General features: G+C 35.4%; 19 protein-coding genes and 1 tRNA gene. 9 read left to right on the top strand and 11 right to left on the bottom strand.

Features of this window, described 5'->3' with window-relative positions; translation table 11 throughout:
• The first annotated feature begins 132 nt into the window (after positions 1 to 132).
• The 3 genes from ACFX5E_RS00530 (at position 133) to ACFX5E_RS00520 (ending at position 2139) form a co-directional block, all read left to right on the top strand.
• The gene (locus ACFX5E_RS00530; RefSeq protein WP_379853209.1) at positions 133 to 711 is read left to right on the top strand and encodes a TetR/AcrR family transcriptional regulator; all 579 of its coding nucleotides are present in this window, start codon (positions 133 to 135) and stop codon (positions 709 to 711) included.
• Positions 712 to 765: 54 nt separating this feature from the next.
• A complete protein-coding gene (locus tag ACFX5E_RS00525; protein ID WP_379853208.1) occupies positions 766 to 1398 on the top strand; it encodes a nitroreductase family protein in 633 nt (210 codons plus the stop codon).
• 198 nt (positions 1399 to 1596) lie between these two features.
• Positions 1597 to 2139: a DUF4494 domain-containing protein gene (locus ACFX5E_RS00520; RefSeq protein ID WP_379853207.1), complete on the top strand. Its 543-nt coding sequence runs from the start codon at positions 1597 to 1599 to the stop codon at positions 2137 to 2139.
• 83 nt (positions 2140 to 2222) lie between these two features.
• Here ACFX5E_RS00520 and ACFX5E_RS00515 read toward each other — a convergent pair whose 3' ends face one another.
• From ACFX5E_RS00515 to ACFX5E_RS00480, 8 genes are all read right to left on the bottom strand, one after another.
• Positions 2223 to 2738 carry a GNAT family N-acetyltransferase gene (locus tag ACFX5E_RS00515; protein WP_379853206.1) on the bottom strand — a complete coding sequence of 172 codons (516 nt, stop codon included), beginning with the start codon at positions 2736 to 2738 and terminating at the stop codon, positions 2223 to 2225.
• A gap of 1028 nt (positions 2739 to 3766) precedes the next feature.
• On the bottom strand, positions 3767 to 4948 hold the full coding sequence (locus ACFX5E_RS00510; RefSeq protein WP_379853205.1) for an NAD(P)-dependent alcohol dehydrogenase: 1182 nt from the start codon (positions 4946 to 4948) through the stop codon (positions 3767 to 3769).
• Positions 4949 to 5443: 495 nt separating this feature from the next.
• Positions 5444 to 5707 (bottom strand): transposase, encoded by a 264-nt coding sequence (locus tag ACFX5E_RS00505; RefSeq protein WP_379853204.1) that lies wholly within the window; start codon positions 5705 to 5707, stop codon positions 5444 to 5446.
• 312 nt (positions 5708 to 6019) lie between these two features.
• A complete protein-coding gene (locus ACFX5E_RS00500) occupies positions 6020 to 6694 on the bottom strand; it encodes a hypothetical protein (RefSeq protein ID WP_379853203.1) in 675 nt (224 codons plus the stop codon).
• Between the two features lie 55 nt (positions 6695 to 6749).
• Positions 6750 to 7595 carry a hypothetical protein gene (locus ACFX5E_RS00495; protein ID WP_379853202.1) on the bottom strand — a complete coding sequence of 282 codons (846 nt, stop codon included), beginning with the start codon at positions 7593 to 7595 and terminating at the stop codon, positions 6750 to 6752.
• A gap of 235 nt (positions 7596 to 7830) precedes the next feature.
• On the bottom strand, positions 7831 to 11484 hold the full coding sequence (gene purL, locus ACFX5E_RS00490; protein ID WP_379853201.1) for a phosphoribosylformylglycinamidine synthase: 3654 nt from the start codon (positions 11482 to 11484) through the stop codon (positions 7831 to 7833).
• A gap of 111 nt (positions 11485 to 11595) precedes the next feature.
• On the bottom strand, positions 11596 to 14427 hold the full coding sequence (locus ACFX5E_RS00485; RefSeq protein WP_379853200.1) for an endonuclease: 2832 nt from the start codon (positions 14425 to 14427) through the stop codon (positions 11596 to 11598).
• Positions 14428 to 14675: 248 nt separating this feature from the next.
• Complete coding sequence (locus ACFX5E_RS00480; protein ID WP_379853199.1) at positions 14676 to 16202, bottom strand: hypothetical protein; 1527 nt, start codon at positions 16200 to 16202, stop codon at positions 14676 to 14678.
• Positions 16203 to 16333: 131 nt separating this feature from the next.
• Here ACFX5E_RS00480 and ACFX5E_RS00475 point away from each other — a divergent pair, with 131 nt between their 5' ends.
• The 6 genes from ACFX5E_RS00475 (at position 16334) to ACFX5E_RS00450 (ending at position 21619) form a co-directional block, all read left to right on the top strand.
• Positions 16334 to 16768 carry a PaaI family thioesterase gene (locus tag ACFX5E_RS00475; protein WP_379853198.1) on the top strand — a complete coding sequence of 145 codons (435 nt, stop codon included), beginning with the start codon at positions 16334 to 16336 and terminating at the stop codon, positions 16766 to 16768.
• 40 nt (positions 16769 to 16808) lie between these two features.
• Positions 16809 to 17900, top strand: coding sequence for a chorismate-binding protein (locus tag ACFX5E_RS00470; RefSeq protein ID WP_379853197.1), 1092 nt, complete (start codon positions 16809 to 16811; stop codon positions 17898 to 17900).
• A gap of 105 nt (positions 17901 to 18005) precedes the next feature.
• A complete protein-coding gene (bshB1, locus tag ACFX5E_RS00465; protein ID WP_379853196.1) occupies positions 18006 to 18722 on the top strand; it encodes a bacillithiol biosynthesis deacetylase BshB1 in 717 nt (238 codons plus the stop codon).
• Positions 18723 to 18796: 74 nt separating this feature from the next.
• Positions 18797 to 18872 (top strand) — tRNA-His (locus ACFX5E_RS00460).
• Between the two features lie 412 nt (positions 18873 to 19284).
• Positions 19285 to 20478: a PAS domain-containing sensor histidine kinase gene (locus ACFX5E_RS00455; RefSeq protein ID WP_379853195.1), complete on the top strand. Its 1194-nt coding sequence runs from the start codon at positions 19285 to 19287 to the stop codon at positions 20476 to 20478.
• A 283-nt stretch (positions 20479 to 20761) separates the two neighbouring features.
• The gene (locus ACFX5E_RS00450) at positions 20762 to 21619 is read left to right on the top strand and encodes a sulfurtransferase (RefSeq protein ID WP_379853194.1); all 858 of its coding nucleotides are present in this window, start codon (positions 20762 to 20764) and stop codon (positions 21617 to 21619) included.
• 195 nt (positions 21620 to 21814) lie between these two features.
• Here the strand turns inward: ACFX5E_RS00450 and ACFX5E_RS00445 are convergent, their stop codons facing one another.
• The 3 genes from ACFX5E_RS00445 to ACFX5E_RS00435 form a co-directional block, all read right to left on the bottom strand.
• On the bottom strand, positions 21815 to 22834 hold the full coding sequence (locus tag ACFX5E_RS00445) for a M28 family peptidase (RefSeq protein WP_379853193.1): 1020 nt from the start codon (positions 22832 to 22834) through the stop codon (positions 21815 to 21817).
• Between the two features lie 4 nt (positions 22835 to 22838).
• Complete coding sequence (locus tag ACFX5E_RS00440) at positions 22839 to 23894, bottom strand: DUF3667 domain-containing protein (protein ID WP_379853192.1); 1056 nt, start codon at positions 23892 to 23894, stop codon at positions 22839 to 22841.
• 115 nt (positions 23895 to 24009) lie between these two features.
• On the bottom strand, positions 24010 to 24780 hold the full coding sequence (locus tag ACFX5E_RS00435) for a dienelactone hydrolase family protein (RefSeq protein ID WP_379853191.1): 771 nt from the start codon (positions 24778 to 24780) through the stop codon (positions 24010 to 24012).
• Positions 24781 to 24811: the final 31 nt, after the last annotated feature.

Genomic DNA, 24811 nt, shown 5'->3' with positions numbered 1-24811 from the left:
TTTTTAAAGCCCAATTTCTTCTTTTATTTTTATGTCCAGAGATCCAGAATTGTATTAAATAAATCTTAATTATTTTTAAATAAATGAACGTTCATTCTTTTTTTTTTATCTTTGCATTTTATAACATTAATTATGGCGCAACTTCAGAAAAGCATAGATAAACGTACCGCACTATTAAAAGCGACTTTAAGTTTAGTAAACAATGGAGGGATTCAAAGTGCTTCGATGGCTAAAGTAGCCAAAATAGCCAATGTTTCTCCTGCTACCATCTATCTGTTTTTTGAAAGCAAACAAGATTTGGTTAATCAATTGTATTTGGATGTTAAAGGTTCTTTTGCGCAAGCGGCGTTTAGCCAATACGAATCGGATGATGAAGTGAAAAAAAGTTTTGAAAAAGTCTGGATTGCTATGGCTGCTTTTAAATTGGAAAACAAAGAAGAAGCCTCTTTTTTATCACAATGTGACAACACGCCTATGATTGATGAGGAAACCCGCCAAGAAGGATTGAAATATTTGACATCTCTTTTTGATTTATGGTCAAAAGGGATCAAGGAAGGAATTATCAAAGATATTTCACCGTATTTACTGTACGCTTTCTCCATTTATCCGATGGCTTTTTTGATGAATCTGGACAACAGATCGCTTTGCCCATTAGGTGAGAACGTAATAAATGAGGCTTTCCAAGTGGCGTGGGACAGCATACGAGTTTAGGCTCTTTTTTAGAAAATATAATTTAAATAAGTAAAATAAATAAATACAATTAAGATGGAATTATTAGATAAATTGAAATGGCGTTATGCTGCAAAAGCAATGAATGGTAAAAAAGTTTCTGGAGATAAAATTGACATTATTATTGAAGCAGCTTCATTGGCACCAACATCTAGCGGTTTGCAGCCCTTTGAAATAATGGTGGTTACAAACCAAGAAATAAAAGAAAAAATCAGAGCGATTGGTTGGAATCAATCGGTGATTACAGACTGTTCTCACTTGCTTGTTTTTGCCGCTTGGGACACATATACAGCTGAACGAATCAATAAAATGTTTGACCTTACGAACGAAATTCGTGGTTTTAAAAATGAAGGATGGGAAAATTACCGTCAAATGTTATTAAACAGCTATCCTCAAAAAGATGCCGAAGTGAATTTTCAGCATGCAGCTAGACAAGCGTATATCGCCTTTTCTCAAGCTATTGCAGCAGCCGCTTTTGAAGGCGTTGACAGCACGCCAATTGAAGGTTTTGACCCCGATGCTTTGGACGAAATTTTAAACCTTAGAGAAAAAGGTCTTAGAAGTTGTGTAATCCTTCCTTTAGGATACAGAGATGCTGATAAGGACTGGTTAGTGAATTTAACGAAAGTTAGAAAAAGCAGAGAAGATTTGGTTACCCTTATTGACTAAAACCCAATTCTGAAAAAATATATTTTAAAAACAGCCTCTCCTAATTTTGGAGAGGCTGTTTTTTTTATGAATTTATAGGAAAAAAAAACGCAACAAAATTTAATACTGACCTCCTTTCAAAATTGTGAATATCTATTTTATTAATTGTGATTTTTTTTTCCTTTAAAATCTATCTTTGACCTCCTTAAAAAAAAATATATGAGCACAATTTGGTACGAATGCAAAGTAAAATATAGAAAAACAGACGAAACTGGTGCACAAAAGATTGCGAATGAACCATACTTGGTAGACGCGTTATCCTATACGGAAGCTGAAAGCAGAATTAATGAAGAAATGTCGGCCTATATAAGTGAAGAATTTAAAATCACGAATATAAAAGTGGCCAATTATGCGGAGATTCATCCTTTTGAAAATGCGGATCGTTGGTTCAGATCAAAAGTTTCATTATTGGCGTATGACGAAGAAAGTGGTAAAGAACGCAAGACCAATATGTATTTATTAATGCAGGCCAATGATGTAAAGGAAGCGTATGATAACACGGTGGGTGTGATGAAAGGCACTATGGGCGACTATACAATACCTGCTATTTCAGAATCTCCAATTATGGATGTTTTTCCTTATTTCAGTGGAGAAGAAGGGGAAACAGAACAATTAGAAAGGTTCAATGCACTTAAAGCTTCTAAACCGGAAGCAGCAGAGATAGTGGATCATATGGAATTTGAAACGGAGATGGCAGAGTAAGCTTATAAAATTAATGACAGAATAAAAAGAGGATTGGAAAGTCCTCTTTTTTTTGTTTCGTAAATCACCTTAACTTGTCGTATTTAGAAAGGTTTTACCAATTCTTTCTCAAATGCTTTTCTTGGGCTTCCTCTGAAAAAAACCTCGCCACAATAGGTGTAACCCAAATTTTCAAAAATTTTCATCATAGGTATGTTGTCAAAATTGGTGTCCGCTTTTACGCTGTATATGCTATTGCTTAGTGCAAAATCTTCTATATATTTGATAATCATTTTTGCTAAACCTTTACCCAAATACTTCTCCGAAATCGCCACGCGGTGAATGACAACAAAATCATCATTCGTTAGCCAGTTTCCTTCAATTTTTTCATAGGCAGGTTCGTCATTTATTAGTACCGCACTATATCCAATGATTGTTTCTCCTGCAACCAAAACAAATCCGTCCCCTTTTTCAATATCTTTTTGTACGACTTCTGGATTTGGATAACCGTCCTGCCATTGATCACTGCCATCTTCTTTTCTTCGCAGTATAGCTTGTTGTAAAATTTCCCATATTGGAGACATTTCAGATAATTTCGCTTTTCTAAAGTGATAATTCATTATTGTAATTTAAGTTTTTCGGTCAATGAGTATGCTTTAAAAGTACAAAACAAACTTTAAATTTTAGCCAATCCGCATTATAGGATATATTTATTTTTTAGAAGAATAACTCGCAGAGCAGAAGTGTATATTGTCTAATGCTGTGATTGCTATCGCGAGCTCCAAGAGCGAGATGCTCGCAAGAACGGTTCAGTGTCAAATTTCTTTCTCTTTTTCCAACACTTTAATTTCAATTATTTCCTTTTTAATGCTCTGTCGAATAAGCGCAAATGTACTCATGTACGTGTTGGCTATCCATATTAATGAGAAGCCTGCTATTATATATCCTCTCCAGTCAGTCAGCAAAAGTTTATAGTCAGTTAAAATAAGAAATAGGACTGTTATGTAATGACTAAAACAGTATTCGCAGGTAAAAAGGAAAAAAAACTTTCTTTTTAATAAAGTGCTGTCATGAAGGCTTCTATTAACACAGTATTCCCTTGGCTCCCGAAACAATTCTTCATGGGTAACTGTCCATGAAACACAAGCAACAGGTATAGCCAGTATAAAGAGCCAAATGATCTGAGTAAATATAGTCATAGGTTTTTGTCTAATAGAATTAAATAAAACAGATTATTAAAAATACGGATTAAAGTTTAAAATACAACATTTTAAGGGAAGAATCGATAGCTTTTTAAACAATAAATTAAATATAATGCTAAATAGTATAATGCTGACCTTTTGCACATTTGCCAAACGGATTAACAGTACCTATTTTTTGTCCGAAAAGTAAATCTCGTCAATTATCCTTTTGCGTTCATTATGATGATGGGAGAAATGGCTGCTCTGGACTTACTGTTTGTAGCTTTGACCTTGATTCAAAACAAAGTGATTACTGGTTTTACTTTCGTGATTTTAGACAAATAATCCCCTAAAGATTTATTTGAATAGCTTAATAGGATGGTAAAACACCAAAGCAGTTACCAGAATATATGCCCTTTTGTTTGTGACTAATCTTTTGATGATTTAGTAACCCACTTTTTTATTCATTAAAAAGTTGCTGCATCAATTACATAACGGTAACGGGCTTCTTTGTTGACCACCTTTTTCCAGGCTTCATTTATTTCATCTGCTTTAATGATCTGTATTTGCGGATATATCTTATTTTCTGCACAATAATTCATTACTTCTTGTGTTTCGGGAATCCCACCAATCAACGAACCGTTGAAATTTACCCGATTAAAAATCATATTGGTATTGTTAATCATCAGTTCTCCATTAATAGGTTGCCCTACTTGTGTGAAATACCCATATGGTTTTACACAAGAAATATAATTTGACATCTCATACGCATAAGGTACGGTTGAGATCATAAAATCCATTTTTCCAAACCAAGGTTTTAAATCTTCTCCTGAATTCACCACAATTACTTCTTTGGCACCAAAACCTTTGATGTCATTTGCTTTTGAAGGAGAAGTGGTGAAAGCATGTACTTCCGCACCTTTTGAAACAGCTAATTTAATTGCCATGTGTCCTAAGCCTCCAATGCCTACTACACCAATCTTATCGCCTTTTTTGAATTTCGCTTTCATTAATGGCGAATAGGTCGTAATGCCAGCACAAAGCAATGGTGCTGCAAATTGCAAATCAATATTCTCAGGAATTTTGATAGCAAAATGTTCTGTTACTACAATATTGTTTGAGTAACCTCCTTGTGTAATACCTGTTGGTGATGATTTTTCGGGAGTGCCGTAAGTACCTACCATTCCCGTGGTTTCGCAATGTTGCTCTTCGCCATTTTTACAACTCTCGCATTTCATACAACTATTTACCATGCAACCCACGCCAGCTTTGTCTCCAACTTTAAACTTAGTTACATTTTTTCCTACAGCTGAAACTATTCCTGCAATTTCATGCCCCGGCACTTGTGGATATTGCTGCTTTCCCCAATGCCCTTTTATGGTATGAATGTCGGAGTGGCAAATTCCACTGAACTTGATGTCAATTAAAATATCGCTGTCGCCAAAAAGTCTGCGTTCAAAGGACCACTTACTTAAATTTTCGGTTTCGTTTCTTCCGGCATATCCTTTTGATTGAATATTTTCTTTCATGATGTTTGAATTTTGATTTGCAAATAATTGAATTGAATTGGTCAGCATTATCCCTACACTTGTTATAGCAGTTTGCTGAATGAATTTTCTTCGGGATGATTGATTCTTCTTGTCTTGCATATTGATTGATTTTATTGATTTTTTATTTAATCAGCAAGTTCAATTTTTACCCTGTTTCAAAAGTTACTTCACTAACTAACCAAGTCTATAGTAAAGTGATTTTGGGATTGTTTTACTTAAACACAAAGTTGAATAGATATTAGGAAAAACGTATTACACAATTAAATATTTAATTTATATTATTCACATTACTAATGGTATAACGCAAAAGTATCTCAGTCGGCAGTTTTATATTTGGTCTTTCTTTTTGGAATCTAAAAAAAACACACTTTCATTTTATTGTTGGCTTGCTTTTACAAAAAAATAAAGTGTTTTTGTTTGTTTGGGTGGGGATGGAGGTATTTTTTTTACAAAATTATTTGTACTGTTGGCTGCAGAATTTAAGGAGTTGTCTACAAAAAAGTAGAGTCAAAGGTTGGCAATTTCTTATAGGCAAGGACAGGCGTAGCTTTCTCTTGCAACAAGTGGTGCTTTCTGGTACGGCTTGGATTTTATCTAAAATATTTTTTGCAGTAATTTTTTGAAATCTCGAATTAGATTTGATAATTCGCTACGATCAGATTGAACAATTAAATGGACATGATTGCTCATAATGAAATAGCCATATAAAGCCATTCCTTTGTTTTTAATACAAAAATATAAACATTCTATTACACAATCTCGATATAATTGTCTAGAAAATACATCTACCCAATCTACAACGGTTGCAGTTATAAAATGAGGTAATGTTTGATCTCTGATAACGTAAACTTCTTTCATTAGAAGAATTTCAATAAAATTAAATCAAAAATATATTGTTTTTGATATTTAAAAAGAACGTTTTTTTATAAAAGTCAGGAGACTTTTATTACGATTTCTTTTGTAATAACATATTAAAATTGCGCAAAGTCGGAGACATTTGCGCAGCAGCTACACTTTGCGCCGCTGGGTTGAGGATTAAGCCCTATTTTTGGATTTGCCTCCCGAGCGATATCGAATAGGCGAAGCAAAACATCCCAAATATAAAACCAATTTTCCATTAAGCCTATTACCCAAATCCGCTTTAGTAACTATTGTGCGCTAGCTTTTTATTTATTTACGTAACATTAATTTTGTTAAATCAATCTTTCCGCAAAGAATTTCTTTATCGTTAATTCTATAAAATAGGTTTTGCCCTTTTAAGCTAAATCCTGTTCGCAAAGTTCCGCCTACTCCACGATCAGATAGGGTCACAACATAAAACGCACTTGAACCTTTTGGATTAATAGTTCTTTTCAACGAAGACGATTTATCACGATTGTTATCTAAAAAAGATTTTATTGTCAGACCATAATCATTCACGGGTTCTTTATCAATTGTCATTGTGTCGGAAGGAAACAGTAATTTCATATAGTTGCCCGATGAAGATGGAATCTCAAATGAATCTAATGGAAAATCAATTGTCAATTCAAGAGGATTAATTGTATTATTGGTTATTCGAGTCCAAAATACAGCATAAATATATTTCTTACCATTGGGATCAGTGTAGCTTATTCCACTTTTTGGAAAGCTGTTTTGTATTATTAGGCGTGCGCCGTTTGACTCAGTATATTCATATTTAGAGTAAAAATTATTTTTATTACGCTTAGCCGATGGCTTTTTAGTTTGGACATTTTTTGTCGAATCCAAAGTTTCTATATCAACAGTGTTTGGCGTTGATTTGCTGCCTTGTTTACAGGAAAAAAGTACTGTAAGTACCAAAAGTAATATGAATATTATTTTCTTCATTTTTTTGATATGTGTTTTTAATCTTGAGCACAACTATATAGGTGGTTGGTAGAAGTTATTTTTCTTCATTGTAATATTTTACAATTAAATATATATTCTCCAAAGTATATTCATCATCATTAATTTTTGAAATTAAGTGATTCATGTCTGAAAATAAATCACTTAATTTATTTTTATATCCTATATTTCTCAATAGTATGAGTTCATTATCTTTAAGAATGTAATAATAATAATCTACTTGGTTTATTTGTACATTATTTTGACCTGTTTGTACAAAATGATATTCGTATTCAAAAAGTTTTACTTTTCCATTTAATAATAGTTTTAAGTATGCTTTTCTACTATCAAAAACATTAATGTTTTCCTTTTCAAAATATTGATATACATTGTTTAAATATCTGTACTCTTTAATAGTATCTTTTTCAATTTTAATTTTTACATTATTTTTATTAATTAGATAATTTTTGCCAAATGTTGGATTTTTTATTATACCATATATTGTGTCATTATTAATTGTTACTACATAATCAATAAGTCGTGATTTTATATTGAAAAAGTTAGTGTTTAATGTTTTGATGACATTTAAAGTGTCATAATAAATATTTTCTTTTGGGTTTTCGTAAATCCCATCATCACTGAGCTTTTTGTAGATATAAATATCATCATTAAATCGTATATCTTTAACTCTCTTTAGTTTACGACTATAATATTTTACGCTGCCCCTTTTAAATTTAGGATTTTTCTCAAATAAAACTTTACCACCAATTATATCATTTCTTAATGTTCCAAATATCGTATCATTTTTTTCTGTAGTTATATAATCTAGATATTTCTTTTGAGAATGACTATTTATGCTATATGATAGGAATATTATAAAAATTATTTTATTTATTTTTTTCATTAATTATGAAATATTTGATTTATCACGAATTTTATAATTTCTGCCAAATTGTTTATAGGCGAAACAACTTTCGTGTATTCACCCAAATATGGGTAGATTTCCTAAGGTTTGTTTCGCTAAAACTCTTTCCAAATATATAATAAATTTATTACAAATTTTTCAAACGATAAATTAATTGTCCCCATAAAAAAAGCGCTCCCTTTCAGGAACGCTTTCAATATAGTAAATCAAAAGATTATTTTTTATCTATCCATTTTTTTGCATTGACAAAAGCTTCGTGCCAAGGAGAAACTTCATCGTTTCTGCCAGCCGGATAATTTGCCCAGTTCCATTGGAAATTAGAACGCTCAATATGCGGCATCATCACCAGGTGACGACCTGTGCTGTCGCATAACATAGCTGTATTGTAGTCAGATCCGTTTGGATTTGCCGGATAACCTTCATAACCGTATTTCCCTACGATGTTGTAGTTTTCTTCGGCAAGTGGCAAGTTGAATTTTCCTTCACCATGCGAAACCCAAACTCCTAATGTAGCTCCGGAAAGTGTGGACAACATCACCGATTTGTTTTCCTGTACCGTTACTGAGGTAAAGATGCTTTCGTGTTTGTGGCTGTCATTGTGGAGCATTTTTCCGTGCACTTCATGCTCCGGATTAATAAGTTCCAATTCCATGAACAACTGGCAACCATTACAAATTCCCACTGATAAAGTATCTTCTCTTTTGAAGAAGTTTTTCAATGCGCTATTTGCTTTTTCGTTGTATAAAAATGCTCCCGCCCAACCTTTGGCTGAACCTAAAACATCCGAGTTAGAAAAACCACCCACAATACCTATGAACTGAATGTCCTCGAGGTTTTCACTCCCCGAAATCAAATCGGTCATATGAACGTCCTTAACGTCAAAACCGGCAAGATACATGGCGTTTGCCACCTCACGCTCAGAGTTACTTCCTTTTTCACGGATAATGGCCGCCTTTGGACGTGGTTTTGAGAAGTCGATTACGGGTTTCTTTCCTGTAAAATGTGCAGGGAAAGTAAACTGTAACGGCTGGTTCTTATAATTATCGAAACGAGATTGCGCCATTCCGTTTTTAGATTGCTTTTGGTCTAATAAAAACGAAGTCTTGAACCAGATATCTCTGTATTCTTTTATGTCAAAAGTCAAATGTCCAAGGTCTAAAGTCGCTTCAGAAGTTGCTGTTCCTAATTTGTAGAAATTAACCCCGTTTTGGTTTAATTTGCTTTCTAAAGTCGCATCATTTTTAGCTTGAAAAACAATTCCAATATTTTCAGCAAAAAGATATTTGATAATGTCTTTTTCTTCAAAAACAGATAAATCTATTTTTGCTCCCAAATTCACATCAGCAAAACACATTTCCAATAAAGTCGTGATCAAACCACCACTTCCTATGTCGTGTCCGGCGAGGATTTGATTGTCAAGAATTAATTCTTGCATCGTATTGAAGGCTTTTTTGAAAAAAGCGGCATCCTTAATTGTAGGTGCATCTTTTCCGATGGTATTCAAAGTCTGCGCCAATGAAGAGCCGCCTAATTTGAAATCGTCATGCGAAAGATTGATATAATAAATAGAACCTCCGTCTTTTTGTAAAACAGGCTCTACTACTTTATTGATGTCGATACAATTTCCACCTGCCGAAATGATAACCGTTCCTGGTGCAATCACTTCTTCGTTTGGATATTTTTGTTTCATCGAAAGGGAATCTTTTCCGGTAGGAATGTTGATTCCCAATTCGATTGCAAAATTAGAACAGCTTTCAACCGCTGCGTACAAACGAGCGTCTTCGCCTTCATTTTTACAAGCCCACATCCAGTTAGCCGAAAGGGATATTCCGTCCAGACCATTTTTGATAGGTGCCCAAACAATATTTGATAATGCTTCTGCAATCGCGGTTCTACTTCCTGCAACAGGGTCAATCAATGCCGCAACGGGAGAATGTCCTATTGAAGTCGCAACACCTTCTTTACCCAAATAATCCAAAGCCATTACGCCACAGTTATTCAATGGTAATTGTAAAGGTCCTGTAGTTTGTTGTTTGGCTACTTTTCCGCCCACACAACGGTCTACTTTATTTGTCAACCAGTCTTTACAGGCCACTGCTTCTAATTGCAATACTTGCTCTAAGTAAGTTGATATGTTTTTTACGCTGTATTCTATATCAGCATAATTTCTGTCGATATTCTTGTCGGTCATCACTACTTTTGGAGAACTTCCAAAAAAGTCTTCCAAGGCATAATCCATCGGTTTAGCACCGGTAGTTTTTGACTCGAAAGTAAAACGATGGTCTCCGGTCACGTCACCTACCTGATACATTGGAGCGCGCTCTCTGTCAGCGATACGTTGCAAAGTGTCAATGTCTTTCTGACCTATAACCAATCCCATTCTTTCTTGGGACTCGTTGCCGATTATTTCTTTAGCAGATAGGGTAGGGTCACCCACTGGCAGTTTGTCTAAATCAATTAATCCACCGGTATCTTCCACTAATTCCGAAAGACAGTTTAAGTGTCCTCCTGCGCCGTGATCGTGAATCGACACAATTGGGTTGTTGTCGCTTTCTACCAATGCACGGATGGCATTGGCAACACGTTTTTGCATTTCTGGATTCGAACGTTGTATCGCGTTTAATTCAATTCCTGAACTAAAAGCGCCGGTATCAGCAGAGGATACTGCAGCACCACCCATTCCGATTCTATAATTTTCTCCACCTAGAATAACAATTTTGTCTCCTGTTTGCGGTTTTTTCTTGATGGCCTGGTCTAATTTTCCGTAACCAATTCCACCTGCTTGCATAATCACTTTGTCGAAACCCAGTTTGCGGGCGTCTTCTTCATGTTCGAAAGTAAGGACAGAACCTGTAATCAGCGGTTGTCCGAATTTGTTTCCAAAATCAGATGCTCCGTTTGAAGCTTTGATCAAAATATCCATTGGAGTTTGGTACAACCATTTTCTTTCGGCCATTCCCTTTTCCCATGGTCTATTTTCTTCCAGTCTTGAATAAGAGGTCATGTAAACCGCTGTTCCTGCCAATGGTAATGAACCTTGTCCACCTGCAAGACGGTCACGAATTTCTCCACCCGAACCTGTTGCCGCTCCATTGAATGGCTCCACTGTCGTTGGGAAATTGTGCGTTTCCGCTTTTAATGAAATGACAGAATCAAAATCCTTGGTTTCATAAAAATCAGCTTTGTCAGCGCTTTTTGGGGCAAATTGTTGTACGCGTGGCCCTTTTACAAATGCCACGTTATCTTTATATGCTGAAACGATATCGTGCGGATTTTCAGCAGATGTTTTCTTGATCAGTTTGAATAAAGAAGATTCTTTTTCAACACCGTCAATCACAAAAGTTCCGTTGAAAATTTTGTGGCGACAATGCTCTGAATTGGCTTGCGAGAAACCGAAAATCTCAGAATCCGTTAATTTACGGCCTAATTTAGTGGCTAAATTATCCAAATATTCCACTTCTTCCGGGCTCAATGCCAAACCTTCCGCTTTATTGTAAGCAGCTATATCGATAATGTCAAGAATGGGTTCCGGTTTGATATTGGTAGTAAAAATATCTTGATCTAGCTCGGCGTATTTTTGCGAAAGCATAGGATCAAAATCAGAGAAGTCCGCAGTAACATTGTGAAATTCTTCGATTCGAATGATTCCCGCAATCCCCATGTTTTGAGTGATTTCGACAGCGTTCGTGCTCCAAGGCGTAACCATTGCGGCACGAGGACCAACAAAAAAATCCGTCAGTACGGATTTTTCTATTTTATTTGAGTCGGCAAAAAGCCAGTTTAATTTTGAAATGTCTTGAGCTGAAATTTCGTTTTGCGTTTGTACTGCAAAAACAGTTTTGCTTTGGTTTTCAAAGAAATGGATCATTGTTGTATAGTTTGTTGTATTGCGGTGCAAATTTAGTCAATTAAGATTAAATTTGGAACAAAAAAAAGCGGCAATTTTGCCGCTTTCTAATTATCGATGCTGTAACTAAAACTAGTTAATAATCAGTTTCTTAATCAAGGATTTTGAATCATCTGTTATTTTTACCAGATACACTCCTTTGTTAAGGTTCGTTACAGATAGGTTTGAACCATCTGCGTTCTTTCTTTCAAAAACCTTTTGACCAAGGATGTTATAAATTTCAACTGAAAAAGCTTTATTCGAATTGTCTATAGAAAAGTTCCCGTTCGAAGGATTTGGATACATTTTGAAGTCGCTATTATCTACAATTGCGCTGGTTTTAGTTGATTTTGTAGCGATACGACTTCCTAAATTAGTGCAAGTATCCATTGCATAAGAATCCCATTGAGTAGTACTATTGAATGTTGTCGTTGGAGAAGTTACAGTAGATTTTCTTCTTAAAGTTACATCGGCTGCAAAGTTAGCGGTTCCTCCATTAAAAGTTCCAACGATATCGATCAGCACTCCGTTTTTAAATAAACCTACAGCATCATTCCCATTAAATGTCATTTCAGCTGCTGCTGTAGAAAGATTTGCTGTACTTGTAGAATAACAACTTAAAGCGATCAAGCTGTTTACAATCGTAAATTTACTTCCATTATTTAAAGTTCCTGTCAGGGAAAATCCTGTGCTCCAGGTTCCGGCACCATTTGTTTGTTTTTTAATGCTGTAAATTGCCATGTTAACGGCAGTTCCTGTTGCATTCGAAATTTCTAATGCTTTGTTATTGGAAGAACCCTCGATATATTCAGAAAACAATAAATCGGTAGTTGTTGAACCACCTGCAGCAGTAGTTACATTAACAACATTGCTTGCAGCGGAAATATTTCCAGCGGCATCTTTTGCTTTTACAGAAAAAGTATAAGCTGTTGAAGCCGTTAATCCAGTTACGGGATAAGTTGTTGCAGTTACAGTAGCTTTCAAAGTTGCGCCTTGGTATACATCATAGGCAGTTACGCCTACGTTATCCGTTGAAGCTGTCCAAGATAAATTGGTAGCGGTAGCGGTAGTTCCGGAAGCTGTTAAAGAAGTGGGAGCTGTTGGAGCGGTAGTATCAGTTGTTGCTGCAATAATTGTTACAGAATAATCTTCTACCTGTCCAAAAGGAATCGCTTCACAAGCTGTTGGAATCGCATTGTATTTTAAAGAAACTCTCATTCGGGTTGTTCCTAAAGTTGCTGTCGTTGGTATGGTGATTGAACCTGTAACGGGAGTCGTTGTAGATGCTGCTTTAGACCAAACAAGTTCCCCAGCATCTGTAAATACACCGTTTTTGTTATAATCAATCCACACCGCATATCCTTCGCTATAAACCGTACTCGTCCAAATTGGAGTAATTGTGATGGTATATGCAGTTCCGCGTGTAGTATTTGTGGATAATGAAGTGAAATTTTCATAACCGGCTGTTCCAACAGATGAATTGTTTATCGTTCCAAAAACGACTTTGCTAATTTTCTCATCTGCAGTACTGGTTCCTGAGGAAGCGCAATACGATATGGAAGCCGCTGAAGTAGTTACGTTAACTACATTGCTTGAAGCAGAAACATTTCCGGCAGCATCTTTTGCTTTTACTGAAAAAGTATAAGCGGTGGCAGCTGTTAAACTCGTTACGGAATAAGTTGTGCCTGTTACTGTTGCTTTGAATGTTGCTCCTTGGTACACATCATACCCGGTAACTCCATTATTATCCGTAGAGGCAGCCCAACTTAAATTTGTTGTTGTGCTAGTAGTTCCTGAAGCTATTAATGAGGTTGGTGCTGTTGGCGCTACGGTGTCAGTCCCGCCAGTGGTTGTAGCGTTAACCGTATTACTTGCAACAGAAGAGTTTGCTGCTGCATCTTTGGCTTTTACATAAAAAGAATAGGCTGTTGAAGCTGTAAGCCCAGTTATTGTTGTAGATAAGCCCGTTACCGTTGCTTTTAATGCATTATTCATATATACATCGTATCCTGTAACACCAGTGTTATCGGTAGCAGCTAACCAGCTTAATGAAACTGAATTCGACGTTGAAGCCGTTACCGCTAAACTTGTCGGAGCAGTTGGCGCTTGAGAATCTGCTGTTGGATTCCAAACCGCTTGTACATATTCGGGATGATCTATGTAAGGATTTCTGTTGCTTTGAGCACCATAAACAGCATTATTACGAGCAATTTCTCTAGCACTTACTGGATCCTGCGTATTCCAAGTTAAAAGCATATTTAAAAAAGCAGTCGTAAATACCTGATTGCTTGTTCCGTTAAACATAGGAAAAGTATATCCGGACACCGTTGTTTCGTAGCGCGTTGCAAAATAAAAGTACATTCTGGCAATGTCTCCTTTAAATTCATCAATTGGTTCGAAAACAGTACCGGTATATCCCGCAGTGGTACTCGCTCCAAGTTTACTTCCATTTAAAGAGGTCCAAGTTGGAGACCCAACCATTCCGTGAGGATAATTTGATCTTTGACCGTTTACTTTTCCATCAGTAGGAGTTATAAAATGGGCATCAGACACCATTGGTGCTGCAGATCCAAAACTAGATTGAGGAATAATATGCTCTCTATTGTAGCAATCTCCTTCTACACTATAAGTACCGCATCTTTGTGTTGTTCCCAGAGAATAGTTATAAGGGTCAATACCAGTAGGTTTTTCAGAGTACATATCTAAAACGGAACCATCATTTTCATAAAAATTATCAACATCAGAAGTTTGATAGATTGTGTATAAACCGGCATATCCGTTGTCAACATGACCTTTAATGATGTTGTATAATTGGGTTTTCAATGTGTACCCGGTTCCTGTGGCAGTTGAATAATAGCCCGTTGGTATTTGGGCAATACCCGCAGTGCAGAGCATTACTAATAAAAAAGAGTAGATTTTTTTCATCGTTTTAAAAATTTGGTTTTGGTTAAAAATTGTTGGAGACAAAACTAAGGTTTTAAAAGCGACACTATATTAAGAAATTATTAACATAATTATTAATTTCGTAATTTTAGATAGGACAATCACCTAAAAAATGTTGATGTGTTGCTAAATCAAGGGGTAGGAAAGAAATGCTTTTGTTGAAAAGTTCTCTGTTTTGAAATTCAACAGTATAAATAAGTTTGAATATTCAATACGGAATTTTGTTGGTGCTATTTTGGAAATGGTTTGTTTTGATAGGCGCCTAAATCCGGTGGTAAAGTTCTGGTGTTTCCAATGATGTCTAACGGAATCAGATAGACCGAATTCCCTTTTGCGAAAGCGGAAGAAGTATCGTTAATATTGAATTTATTTAGTGATACTTTAAAGAATTTTGGGTCTTTATTCAAAATTATAGCATTGTAATGCGCAGTATCAGTTCCAAATTGGTAATCAGGATTCGTCGTAAATGAATTGGAAACATTATCAAATTTGAGGAGGCAATTGTTGAATTGGTATTGGAAAGCAGCACCCGTTTTTTTGTTCAATATCATTTCAGTGGAATACGAACCGTAAATAATACAATTGTTGAAGGTTGCCTCAGTTAAATCTTTGACTTCAGGGACGGCGCCCGTAATATAGTTGCTCACAAAAACAGCCACCTGCTCGGAACTATTCCAATTGTTATTGAAGGTACAATGCGTGAATTTATAATTTCCCCCATACGAACAAGCCAAACTCGCCTGACCTGCATTATTGATTACCAGATTTTCTCCGTTAATTTTTGCGGTCTGCGCCAAAATCCCATAATTGGCACAATCGTAAATTTGGGTATTTTTTATGTTTACGATTGTTCCGTCATTGTTTTGAATCAATAGTCCGATGGTAGCATTTTTGATGGTAAGATGATTCAGATTGTTATTGGTGCTGCCATTGGTCAGCCAGATAGTTCCCCATTGTCCCGGAACATCAGAATAATCAGGTTCTAAACGGTCTCCTTCAAAAATGACTTCTTTCTCTAGTTTGTCAGTTGTAGATGCGGCTCCATTTACATTGATCGAAGCAGTATTGGATACAATAAGACCAGAATTTGCGTGAAAATGAACTCTGGATCCTGCATCAAAGGTTGCCGTTTTACCCGAAGGAACTGCTGCATAACCATAAATGACATACGGTTTTGTATTTTTAAAATGGAGTTCGTTTCCGTTTATAGCGTCATTTTCATCCAAAAAGAAACCATCAATTTTTTGGTCACCAATGGGAAGTGTTTCGGTGGTTCCATCAGCGAAACGTTTTGGATAAAGGAAAATGGCATCTTGAATTAAAGTTACCAATTCTATTTTTTGAAGATTTGCACCGCTATCAAACTGAATCTGGTCCGTATATAGAAAATCAGCAGGATTAGCATCTGCAATATTGGCGGTAGTTTCTAAGAAAATATACAAACTATCCTTGGCCAATAAATCTACATTACTGAATATTTTGCCATTGTTTCCTTGCATTCCGTCAACGGTCATTCTATATTTTGAATTCAATCCTTTCGCTAATTGTATGGTAGGAATGGTGATATCATTTTTACTTTTATTGTAAACTTTTAATCGGTAGGTACTGGAACCTATATTAGTGAAAACCGTATCTAAATAAACAGTGTCTTTAGAAAAAGTCAAATCACCTGTGCTTGGAATTGTCTCAAAATCACTTCGACAGGAGCAAACCGAAACCAGTATTCCAATAAAAAACAGTAAAGTGATAGGACGCATTGCGATAATTTTTTTGTAAAAATAGGAAAAAACTCATTTGGATAGATAGTAATTTTAACTTATATTGTCAATTGTTGTGATGTTTTCTAATCCATATTTTTAATTAAATTTACATTTTAAAAATACAACTTATGACATTGGATAAAGTTAAAATGCTGGAATACTGCAATGAATTTTCAAAGAATACCCTGATGGAAACCCTTAAAATTGAATATATTGATGCCGGAGAGGGTTTTCTGGTGGCCAAAATGCCTGTAAACTCCGCAGTTCATCAGCCTATGGGATTATTGCATGGAGGCGCTTCAGTTGCTTTGGCGGAAAGTGTGGGCAGTGCGGCTTCCCATTTTTTTATTAATGACAAAGAACAAGAAGTACGTGGAATTGAAATTTCGGCGAATCATTTGAAAAGCATTCGCGAAGGAGTTGTTTATGGAACGGCACGAATTATTCACAAAGGAAGAACGCTGCATCTTTGGGAAATTAAAGTGACTGATGAAGCCGGAAATCTGATTTCGTTATGTAAATTGACCAATATGGTTTTGACTAAAGAAAAAAATAAGAATTGACAACCGTTTTTCATTGAAATCCATTTTAAAAATTTAGTATATGATAGATTTTTTTATAAAAGTAAAACAACAAAAAGCTCAAAATTTACCTTTTGTATTATACAGAAAGCCAAATGATATCAAATTATTTGGTTTTTTTCAAAATAGCGACCATTTATATTTTGCTGAAAATTTTGGCGAGAGCGGTTTTATTTTTGCTCCTTTTGAAGGCAGTCAAATGATACTTATCCCTAAAAATCAATCTGTAAAATGGGAAGAATTGATTACTTCTTTTGAAGAAAATCAGGATTCTGATTTCTCAGATACAGAAGATTTGCAGGCTAAAGAACATTTTGAAAAACTTGTTCAAAAAGGGATTGATGCTATTGCAAAAGGAACGCTCAAAAAAGTGGTTTTGTCAAGGAAAGAAATCGTTGATGTGTCCAATTTTGATTTAGTTTCCATTTTTGAAAAATTAATTCAAAGTTATCCAACCGCTTTCTGCTATTGTTGGTTTCATCCAAAAATAGGATTATGGATGGGCGCTACACCGGAACGATTGCTGAAGGCCAAAAATAATAAGTTTTATACGATGGCGCTTGCCGGAACACAAAAACTCAAGGGTTCGGCTGAAGTAGTGTGGGAGAAAAAAGAAATGGAAGAACAGCAATTTGTCACCGATTTTATTTTGGATAATCTAAAAAACCTGACTTCAGAAGAGTCAGTTTCCAGTCCTTATACAATACAGGCGGGATCTTTGGCTCATATTAAAACCGATATTGAGGGCGTAATAAAGGAAAATTCTAGTTTGAAGGAAGTAGTTTCCGTTTTGCACCCAACACCTGCCGTATGTGGATTGCCTAAAGAGCTTGCTAAAGACTTTATATTGGAAAATGAAGGTTACGACAGAGAATATTATACCGGTTTTTTAGGCGAATTAAACAAGGAAGGATTTAAAAAGGAGGAATTAAAAACCGATTTATACGTTAACTTGCGGTGCATGCAAATCAAGATTGCGTCGGAACCTGCAATGACCAAAGCGCATTTGTATATGGGCTGTGGTATTACAGTTGACAGTATTCCTGAAAAAGAGTGGAGGGAAAGCGTCAATAAATCGGTGACAATGAAGAAAATTTTAGATTTGGAGCAGTAATTCACAAAATGGTTTCTATTTCTGATGCAGTAAAATAAACAGTTATAGATTGCCGGTGATTTGCAAAATTAAACATTAAACAAAAAAACTTTAAACGAATTTTTGATGAAATTAGATATACTAGCTTTTGGCGCGCATCCGGATGATGTAGAATTAGGCTGTGCCGGAACCATTTTAAAAGAAATTTCCTTAGGAAAAACAGTTGGAATAGTCGATTTAACCCGTGGCGAATTAGGAACACGCGGTTCAGCTGAAATTAGAGATCAGGAAGCAAATGCTGCCGCAAAAATTCTAGGTGTTTTAGTTCGCGAGAATTTAGAAATGCGGGATGGTTTTTTTATAAATGACGAAAAACATCAGTTGGAAGTCATAAAAATGATTCGCAAGTATCGACCGGAGATTGTATTGTGTAATGCAATTGATGACCGTCATATTGATCACGCAAAGGGAAGTAAATTAGTTTCGGATGCTTGCTTTTTATCAGGATTAAGGAAAGTAGAAACAAGCATTGATGGTGAAAGTCAAGATGCGTGGAGACCTAAGTTGGTTTACCATTATATGCAATGGAAAAACCTTGTGCCAGATTTTGTTGTTGACATTACTGGTTTTACTGATAAGAAAATTGAATCTATTATAGCGTATTGTTCGCAATTTTATGATGCTAATTCTAAGGAACCGGAATCACCAATTACAAGTAAAAACTTCTTTGAGAGCCTTAATTACCGTTCTCAGGATTTAGGAAGGCTCGTGGGAGTAGATCATGGGGAAGGTTTTACTGTTGAAAGATATTTGGCAGTCAATAGCTTAGGAGATTTGATCTAATTTTGGTGTAATTTTTTAAAAAAATTATTTGCAGAAGTAAACTTATGTTGTATATTTGCCACCGCTAAGCAAATGGTGGTTGTAGCTCAGTTGGTTAGAGCATCGGTTTGTGGTACCGAGGGTCGCGGGTTCGAGCCCCGTCTCCCACCCAGAAAGCAAAAGCTTCGAAGAAATTCGAGGCTTTTTTTGTGGAATAAACTTTCGTGAAATTATTGCGTCTATTTATTGGCTTGAATATTGTAATAGGGTATGGTATAAATCGCATGGGGAATGAATTCGTTTAGAATTTTGATCATGAGACAAATGAGGACAATAATTTTTTAGAAATGGTAAATTCTGAAAACTAGTGTCGTTAGAGGCAATACAATAGGCAGTAGGAAGGATGAATTTTTGAAATTGATTTTAGGAATATTACATATAACAGTTAGATTCTTACGATAGGGTTAATAAAGTTCGTTTTTAAGTATTCATATATCCTTTTGTCTATCTTTGCCTTTATTGATGTCCGATTTTCAAATACTACTTTGTATTCAAAATTTTTAAATATCATTGAAACTAACAAATGAAAAACGAGCAAATCAGTTCTAAAATTCTCAAGAGTAATTATATTCCAACTTCGGAATTTTATAGTCAAATCATAGACAGCTTGCAGGATTACTCCATTTTTACCATTGACAATGATTTTGTAATTAATAGTTGGAGCTCAGGGGCAACAAAAATTTTTGGTTACGAAACAGATGAAATTATTGGGGAACACTTTGATATCATTTTTACAGAAGAAGACAAACAAAATGCTATACCAAAAAATGAAATTATAACAGCATTAAAGGAGGGAAGAGCAACAGATAATAGATGGCACCTTTGTAAAGATAAGAGTGTGTTTTATGCTTACGGATTAGTTTTCCCATTAACTGGAATCGATGGTGAAATGTTAGGATACGTTAAAATCCTACGCGACTTAACAGAAAGGAAGAAATCAGAAGATGCTATAAAAAATTATGTCAAAGAGTTAGAAGATCTAAATACGCATAAAGAAAGTGTTCTTGCTATTCTTTCGCATGATTTGAGAAGTCCACTGTCAAGTATAATTGCAACGACTGGCTATTTGAAAGCAAATTTTGAACGACTTGATCCTAGTATTGTTAAAGAAATGCTTGAGCTGCTTCATAAAGCATCAACAGACGAGTTAAATATGTTAGATTACTTAGTCGAGTGGGCAAGAATAAAATATGCAGCGGAAGTGTTTTCTCCAAGAAAAATTGAATTAGTCCAGTATGTGAAGAAGGTGTTTGACACATTAAATGATACGGCTTCTTTAAATACAATAAATCTACATCATGAAATTGAGGAGAATACTAAAGTTTTTGCCGATGGAAAAATGTTGCTTTCGATTATTCAAAATATAGTTTCAAATGCTATAAAGCACTCATTACCTGGAGGTAAAATTACGGTTACGGCTAAAAATCAAGATGATAAAATAATAGTCCGAATCAAAGACTCAGGCACTGGAATGTCTAAAGAAATTCAAGAAAAACTTTTTATGCCGCAAATGAATATCCTATCCAAAGCTAGATTAGAAAATAAAGGCGCCGGGATTGGATTATTATTAGTGAAAGGCTTTTTAGAAAAAAATGGTGGTGAAATATGGGTAGAAAGTGTGGAAGGTTTAGGTTCCTCTTTCTATTTTACATTACCAATAGATAAACCATTCAAAATAGAAAGTAGTGATCAGATCGTGTTTGACGAAAGTGCTTAAATACCGATTCTAAAGTTGAAACATTACGATGCAACAACTGATAAACGAAGAAAAAAGATAATTCTAAAGTCCACTTGCTTGGGCTTTTTTTATGGGTAAAATGTTAGGAGTGAAATAATTTTATTGTGGTTGTCGGGGGTAATTATTGTTTTTGAATATTATTTAGATTAGTATAAATTAGCAGTGCCAAGAAAGGTGAATGCTCTTTATTTTTGACCTAATATGGTTAATTAGGCATTTAATTGACTAGAAAAGAAATTAATAGTTTGAAATACTAAGAAAGATGAATCAAAACAATTCTCCAATTATAAAACCTGAAGAACTAGTAGCACTGGGCCGTAAAAGTGAACTAGTTATTATTGATGCCAGTAACGGAAGTGGTGCCAAAGAAAACTACGTCGCTAAGCATTTAGATGGTGCTTTATACGTCGATTTAAATACGCAATTGGCTAATATAAATGCAGATGTATCGATAGGAGGCAGACATCCTTTGCCTAAGCTTGAACAATTCTCTGAAACCTTGACAAATCTTGGCATAACGCCAAAGAGTCATGTTGTGGTCTATGATGACAAAAATGGCGCCAATGCAGCATCTCGCTTTTGGTGGATGTTAAAATCTGTTGGACACGACAAAGTTCAAGTGCTGGATGGAGGATTACAGGCGGCCATTAAAGCTGGATTTCCAACAAGCTCAAAAGTAGAGATTCCATTAAAAAAGGAGTCCTATAAAATTGATAAATGGTTATTACCGTTCGTTGATATTCACGAGATTGATAAAGTAAGTCTGGATGCGGATTTTCTGGTTGTAGATGTAAGAGACGAGGAACGATACAATGGAGAAAAAGAAACTATCGATTTAGTTGCAGGCCACATTCCTGAAGCCATAAATATTCCTTTTACCACTAACTTAGATTCTAGCGGGTTTTTCTTATCGCCTGAGGAACTCAGAAATAATTATTTAAACAAATTTGGAGGCAAAAAAGCTGAAAATGTTATTGTGCATTGTGGTTCGGGTGTTACGGCCTGTCACACGCTTTTGGCAATTGCTTATGCGGGTCTTGAAGTCCCAAAACTGTATGTGGGCTCTTGGAGCGAATGGTCCAGAAACAACCGTCCCATAGCAACTTCAAAGAAAAAGTAATTTAGGAGTTTATATTAACAAAAAACGAGCTTTGAATATCTTCAAAGCTCGTTTTTTTGGTTTTGCACAAGGGATAGCAGTGGAAATCCTTTTATTACCCTGTCAGGGTTTTAAACCCTGACAGGGTAATAAAAGATTGCAACGTATAGCCCGACCAAGCTGTAACGCTAGTGGAAGTGTGGATGTGCCCTAAGTCTAAAGCGTTTTTTTATCGACAACAGGGCGATTTTCTCTGTTTGCCAATTCCCAAGCGGTTACAAACGCAAATTGAGCTCTTTTGGCCAATGCATCGTACTCGATTTTATCGGGTTCATCTGTTTTTTGATGGTAATCAGCATGAACACCATTGAAAAGGAAAACGGCAGGAATACCATTTTTGGCAAAATTATAATGATCAGAACGCTCATAAAAATGATTCGGATCTTTTGGATCATTGTATTTATAATCTAAATCTAATTTAGTGTACTTCGCATTTGCAACAGTAACTATGGTATTTAAATCAGTTGATAAACGGTCAGCACCAATTACATAAACATAATTATTCGAGTTCGCATGCGCTTCGTCGCGACGTCCGATCATATCAATATTGATGTCGGTTATTGTGTTTGCTATTGGGAACAAAGGATTCTCTGAATAGTAACGGGAACCGTGTAAGCCATGTTCTTCCCCGGTTACATGAAGAAAAAGAATAGAGCGTTTAGGGCCGTGACCGTCTTTCTTGGCTTTTTCGAATGCTTGTGCAATTTCCAGCAACGCGACAGTTCCGGAACCGTCATCATCAGCACCATTATATACTTCGCCATCTTTAATCCCTACGTGGTCGTAATGTGCTGAAATAACAAGTATTTCGTTTGGTTTCTCGGAACCTTCAATAAAGGCCCAGATATTCTCTGAATCAGGCAAATTTTCGTTGCGTTTTGCATTCAGGAAAGCAGCAGGAATTCGTTGGTAATAATCAGCAGCTCCTTTAGGAAAAGAAACGTTATTTTTCTTGTATTGACTGATTAAATAAACACCGGCTTTTTTTTGCCCGGCAGAGCCTGTTTCGCGTCCTTCCATCGAATCAGAAGCCACAATGTACAGATGCGTTTTTAATTCGTTGGCTGTAATTGTGTTCATGTACTTGGTTGGGTCAACATCAGTAACGCTCATTTTTTGAGAAGTACAGCTGATGTTTAAAGCCAAAAGTAAAATTAAAAAGGTTATTTTTTTCATGTTTTTAATGTAAATTGATAAATGTGTAAATAGCAAAAAGTAATAATATAATAATGATTAGAACTAAGTTAATAAAAAATAATAAACTGCTTTTTAGGAATGAAATAAATCGTGTTTCCCCATAAAACCGATGGTGTGCAGGAAAAAAGTAATAAATCATCCAGATTACTCCAGCCACGTCCAATAATCCTGTGATAAAATTGATTAGGCTGTAGTTCCCGATAAGGGAAGTTGTTTTATGTATGATGAAAAGGATTAGGTTTATCAATAACAAAAATGAATAATAATGAAGCGTGAAAATACCGTGATCAAAGTAATACCAGCTTTTTTTGTCGTGAAAAAGCCACAGGAATAAGGCAAATAAGGGCATGTAAATCAACAACAGTTTTGGGAAATTGTGAATAAAAGATTCTGTTCCTTTTTGGATTATTTCCTCAGTGGTATTATTTTGGGCAACTGTAATTCCTTTTTTTAGAATCCAATATTCAAAGGAATTAAATTTGTCTTCTTGTTTACCAAATTTCTGAATGGAGTCGAGTTCTTGTAAAGTTTTGATTTCAAAATTATTGGAATTGCTTGCCTTTACGTCTTTTTCTTTGGGCTGACTTATCGTTTTTTGAATGCTGTCCAGATTCTTTTTTGATAGAGGTACCGAAGCGATTTTCTCCTTTTGTTTTTGTTCTTTTCGGATGTCGTTTTTCTCAATCGAATTTTTTGAATCATCCTTCATGAAAGCAGATGAAGAAGGAGGAAATAGACTGATTAAAAAAAACGTAACAAAGCTAATAAAAATATAGAGTCTTACCGGAGCTAAATAGGACAATCGTTTTCCGGAAAGATATTCTTTGGTTAAGGTTGCCGGTTTGAATAAGAGGTTTTTTATGGTTTTCCAAAAAGCGTTTTCATAGTGCGTTAAATCTTCAAAAAAATGAATGAAAAGGTGATGAAATGTTTTTCTGGTATCCGTGTTTTCCTGACCGCAATAAGGACAAAATCTATTTTCTACAACGTATCTGCAATTTAGGCAGGTTTTATCTTTTCTGATTATACTTTTTGACATAAAAAAAACAGTGTAAATTCTAGGTTTTTGTTGAATTTCAATATATAAAACTAACAAAAAAACCGAACTTATACTGTTTTTAAAAAAGAAATATTTTTTAAATATATTTAAATAATTATTTCAAAACTTCTTTTAAGAAAGAATTCATGCGTTCCCAAGAACGTTTGGCTGCTTTCGAGTTGTAAGCGGCTCCTTTTGAATTATCGTTTCCAGCTTCAGGATCTGTAAAAGCATGTACTGAATTAGAATAATAAATCATCTCCCAATCCGCTTTTGTGTCTCTCATTTCTTGTTGAAAAGCGGCTACTTCCGCAGGGGGAACATAAGTGTCATCCGCACCATGTAAAACCAATATTTTTGTAGTGATTGGATTATTTACCCTTGCAGCATCACGTCCTAAACCACCGTGAAAAGAAACAGCTCCTTGAATTTTCGCTCCTGATCGTGCTGCTTCTAGAACACCAGTACCTCCAAAACAGTAGCCTATCACAACAATATTATTTGCATTTGCACCGGCTTTCACTAATTGATCTAAAGCAAGTTGAATGCGTCTTTGATAATCAGCTACATTATTTTTGTAAAAACCGGCTTGCTTTCCAGCTTCCTTTGTGTTTGTTGGGTAGTTTCCCTCGCCATAAATGTCAGCTACAAATGCATAATATCCCATTTTTGACAATTTCTCAGCGGATTGTTTAGCGTGCGTATCTATTCCTTTCCAAGCGGGAAGAATTAAGATTCCGGGTTTAGTTTTGCTTCCTTTTATTGGAGCAATTGACAATCCATTTAATTTTTGATTTCCATCTGTGTATTTAACGGCTTTCAATTGTGCAAATGCGCCATTGGAAAACAATGCGAGCCCTAAAAGGGCAAAGAAAATATTTTTCATATAGGGTGTTTTTATTCTTACAAATGTCTCA

This window comes from Flavobacterium xylosi, from assembly GCF_042787345.1.
Classification (GTDB): domain Bacteria; phylum Bacteroidota; class Bacteroidia; order Flavobacteriales; family Flavobacteriaceae; genus Flavobacterium; species Flavobacterium xylosi.
Note: the sequence above shows the minus strand (reverse complement) of the source record. Positions and strands in the feature narration are given on the sequence as shown.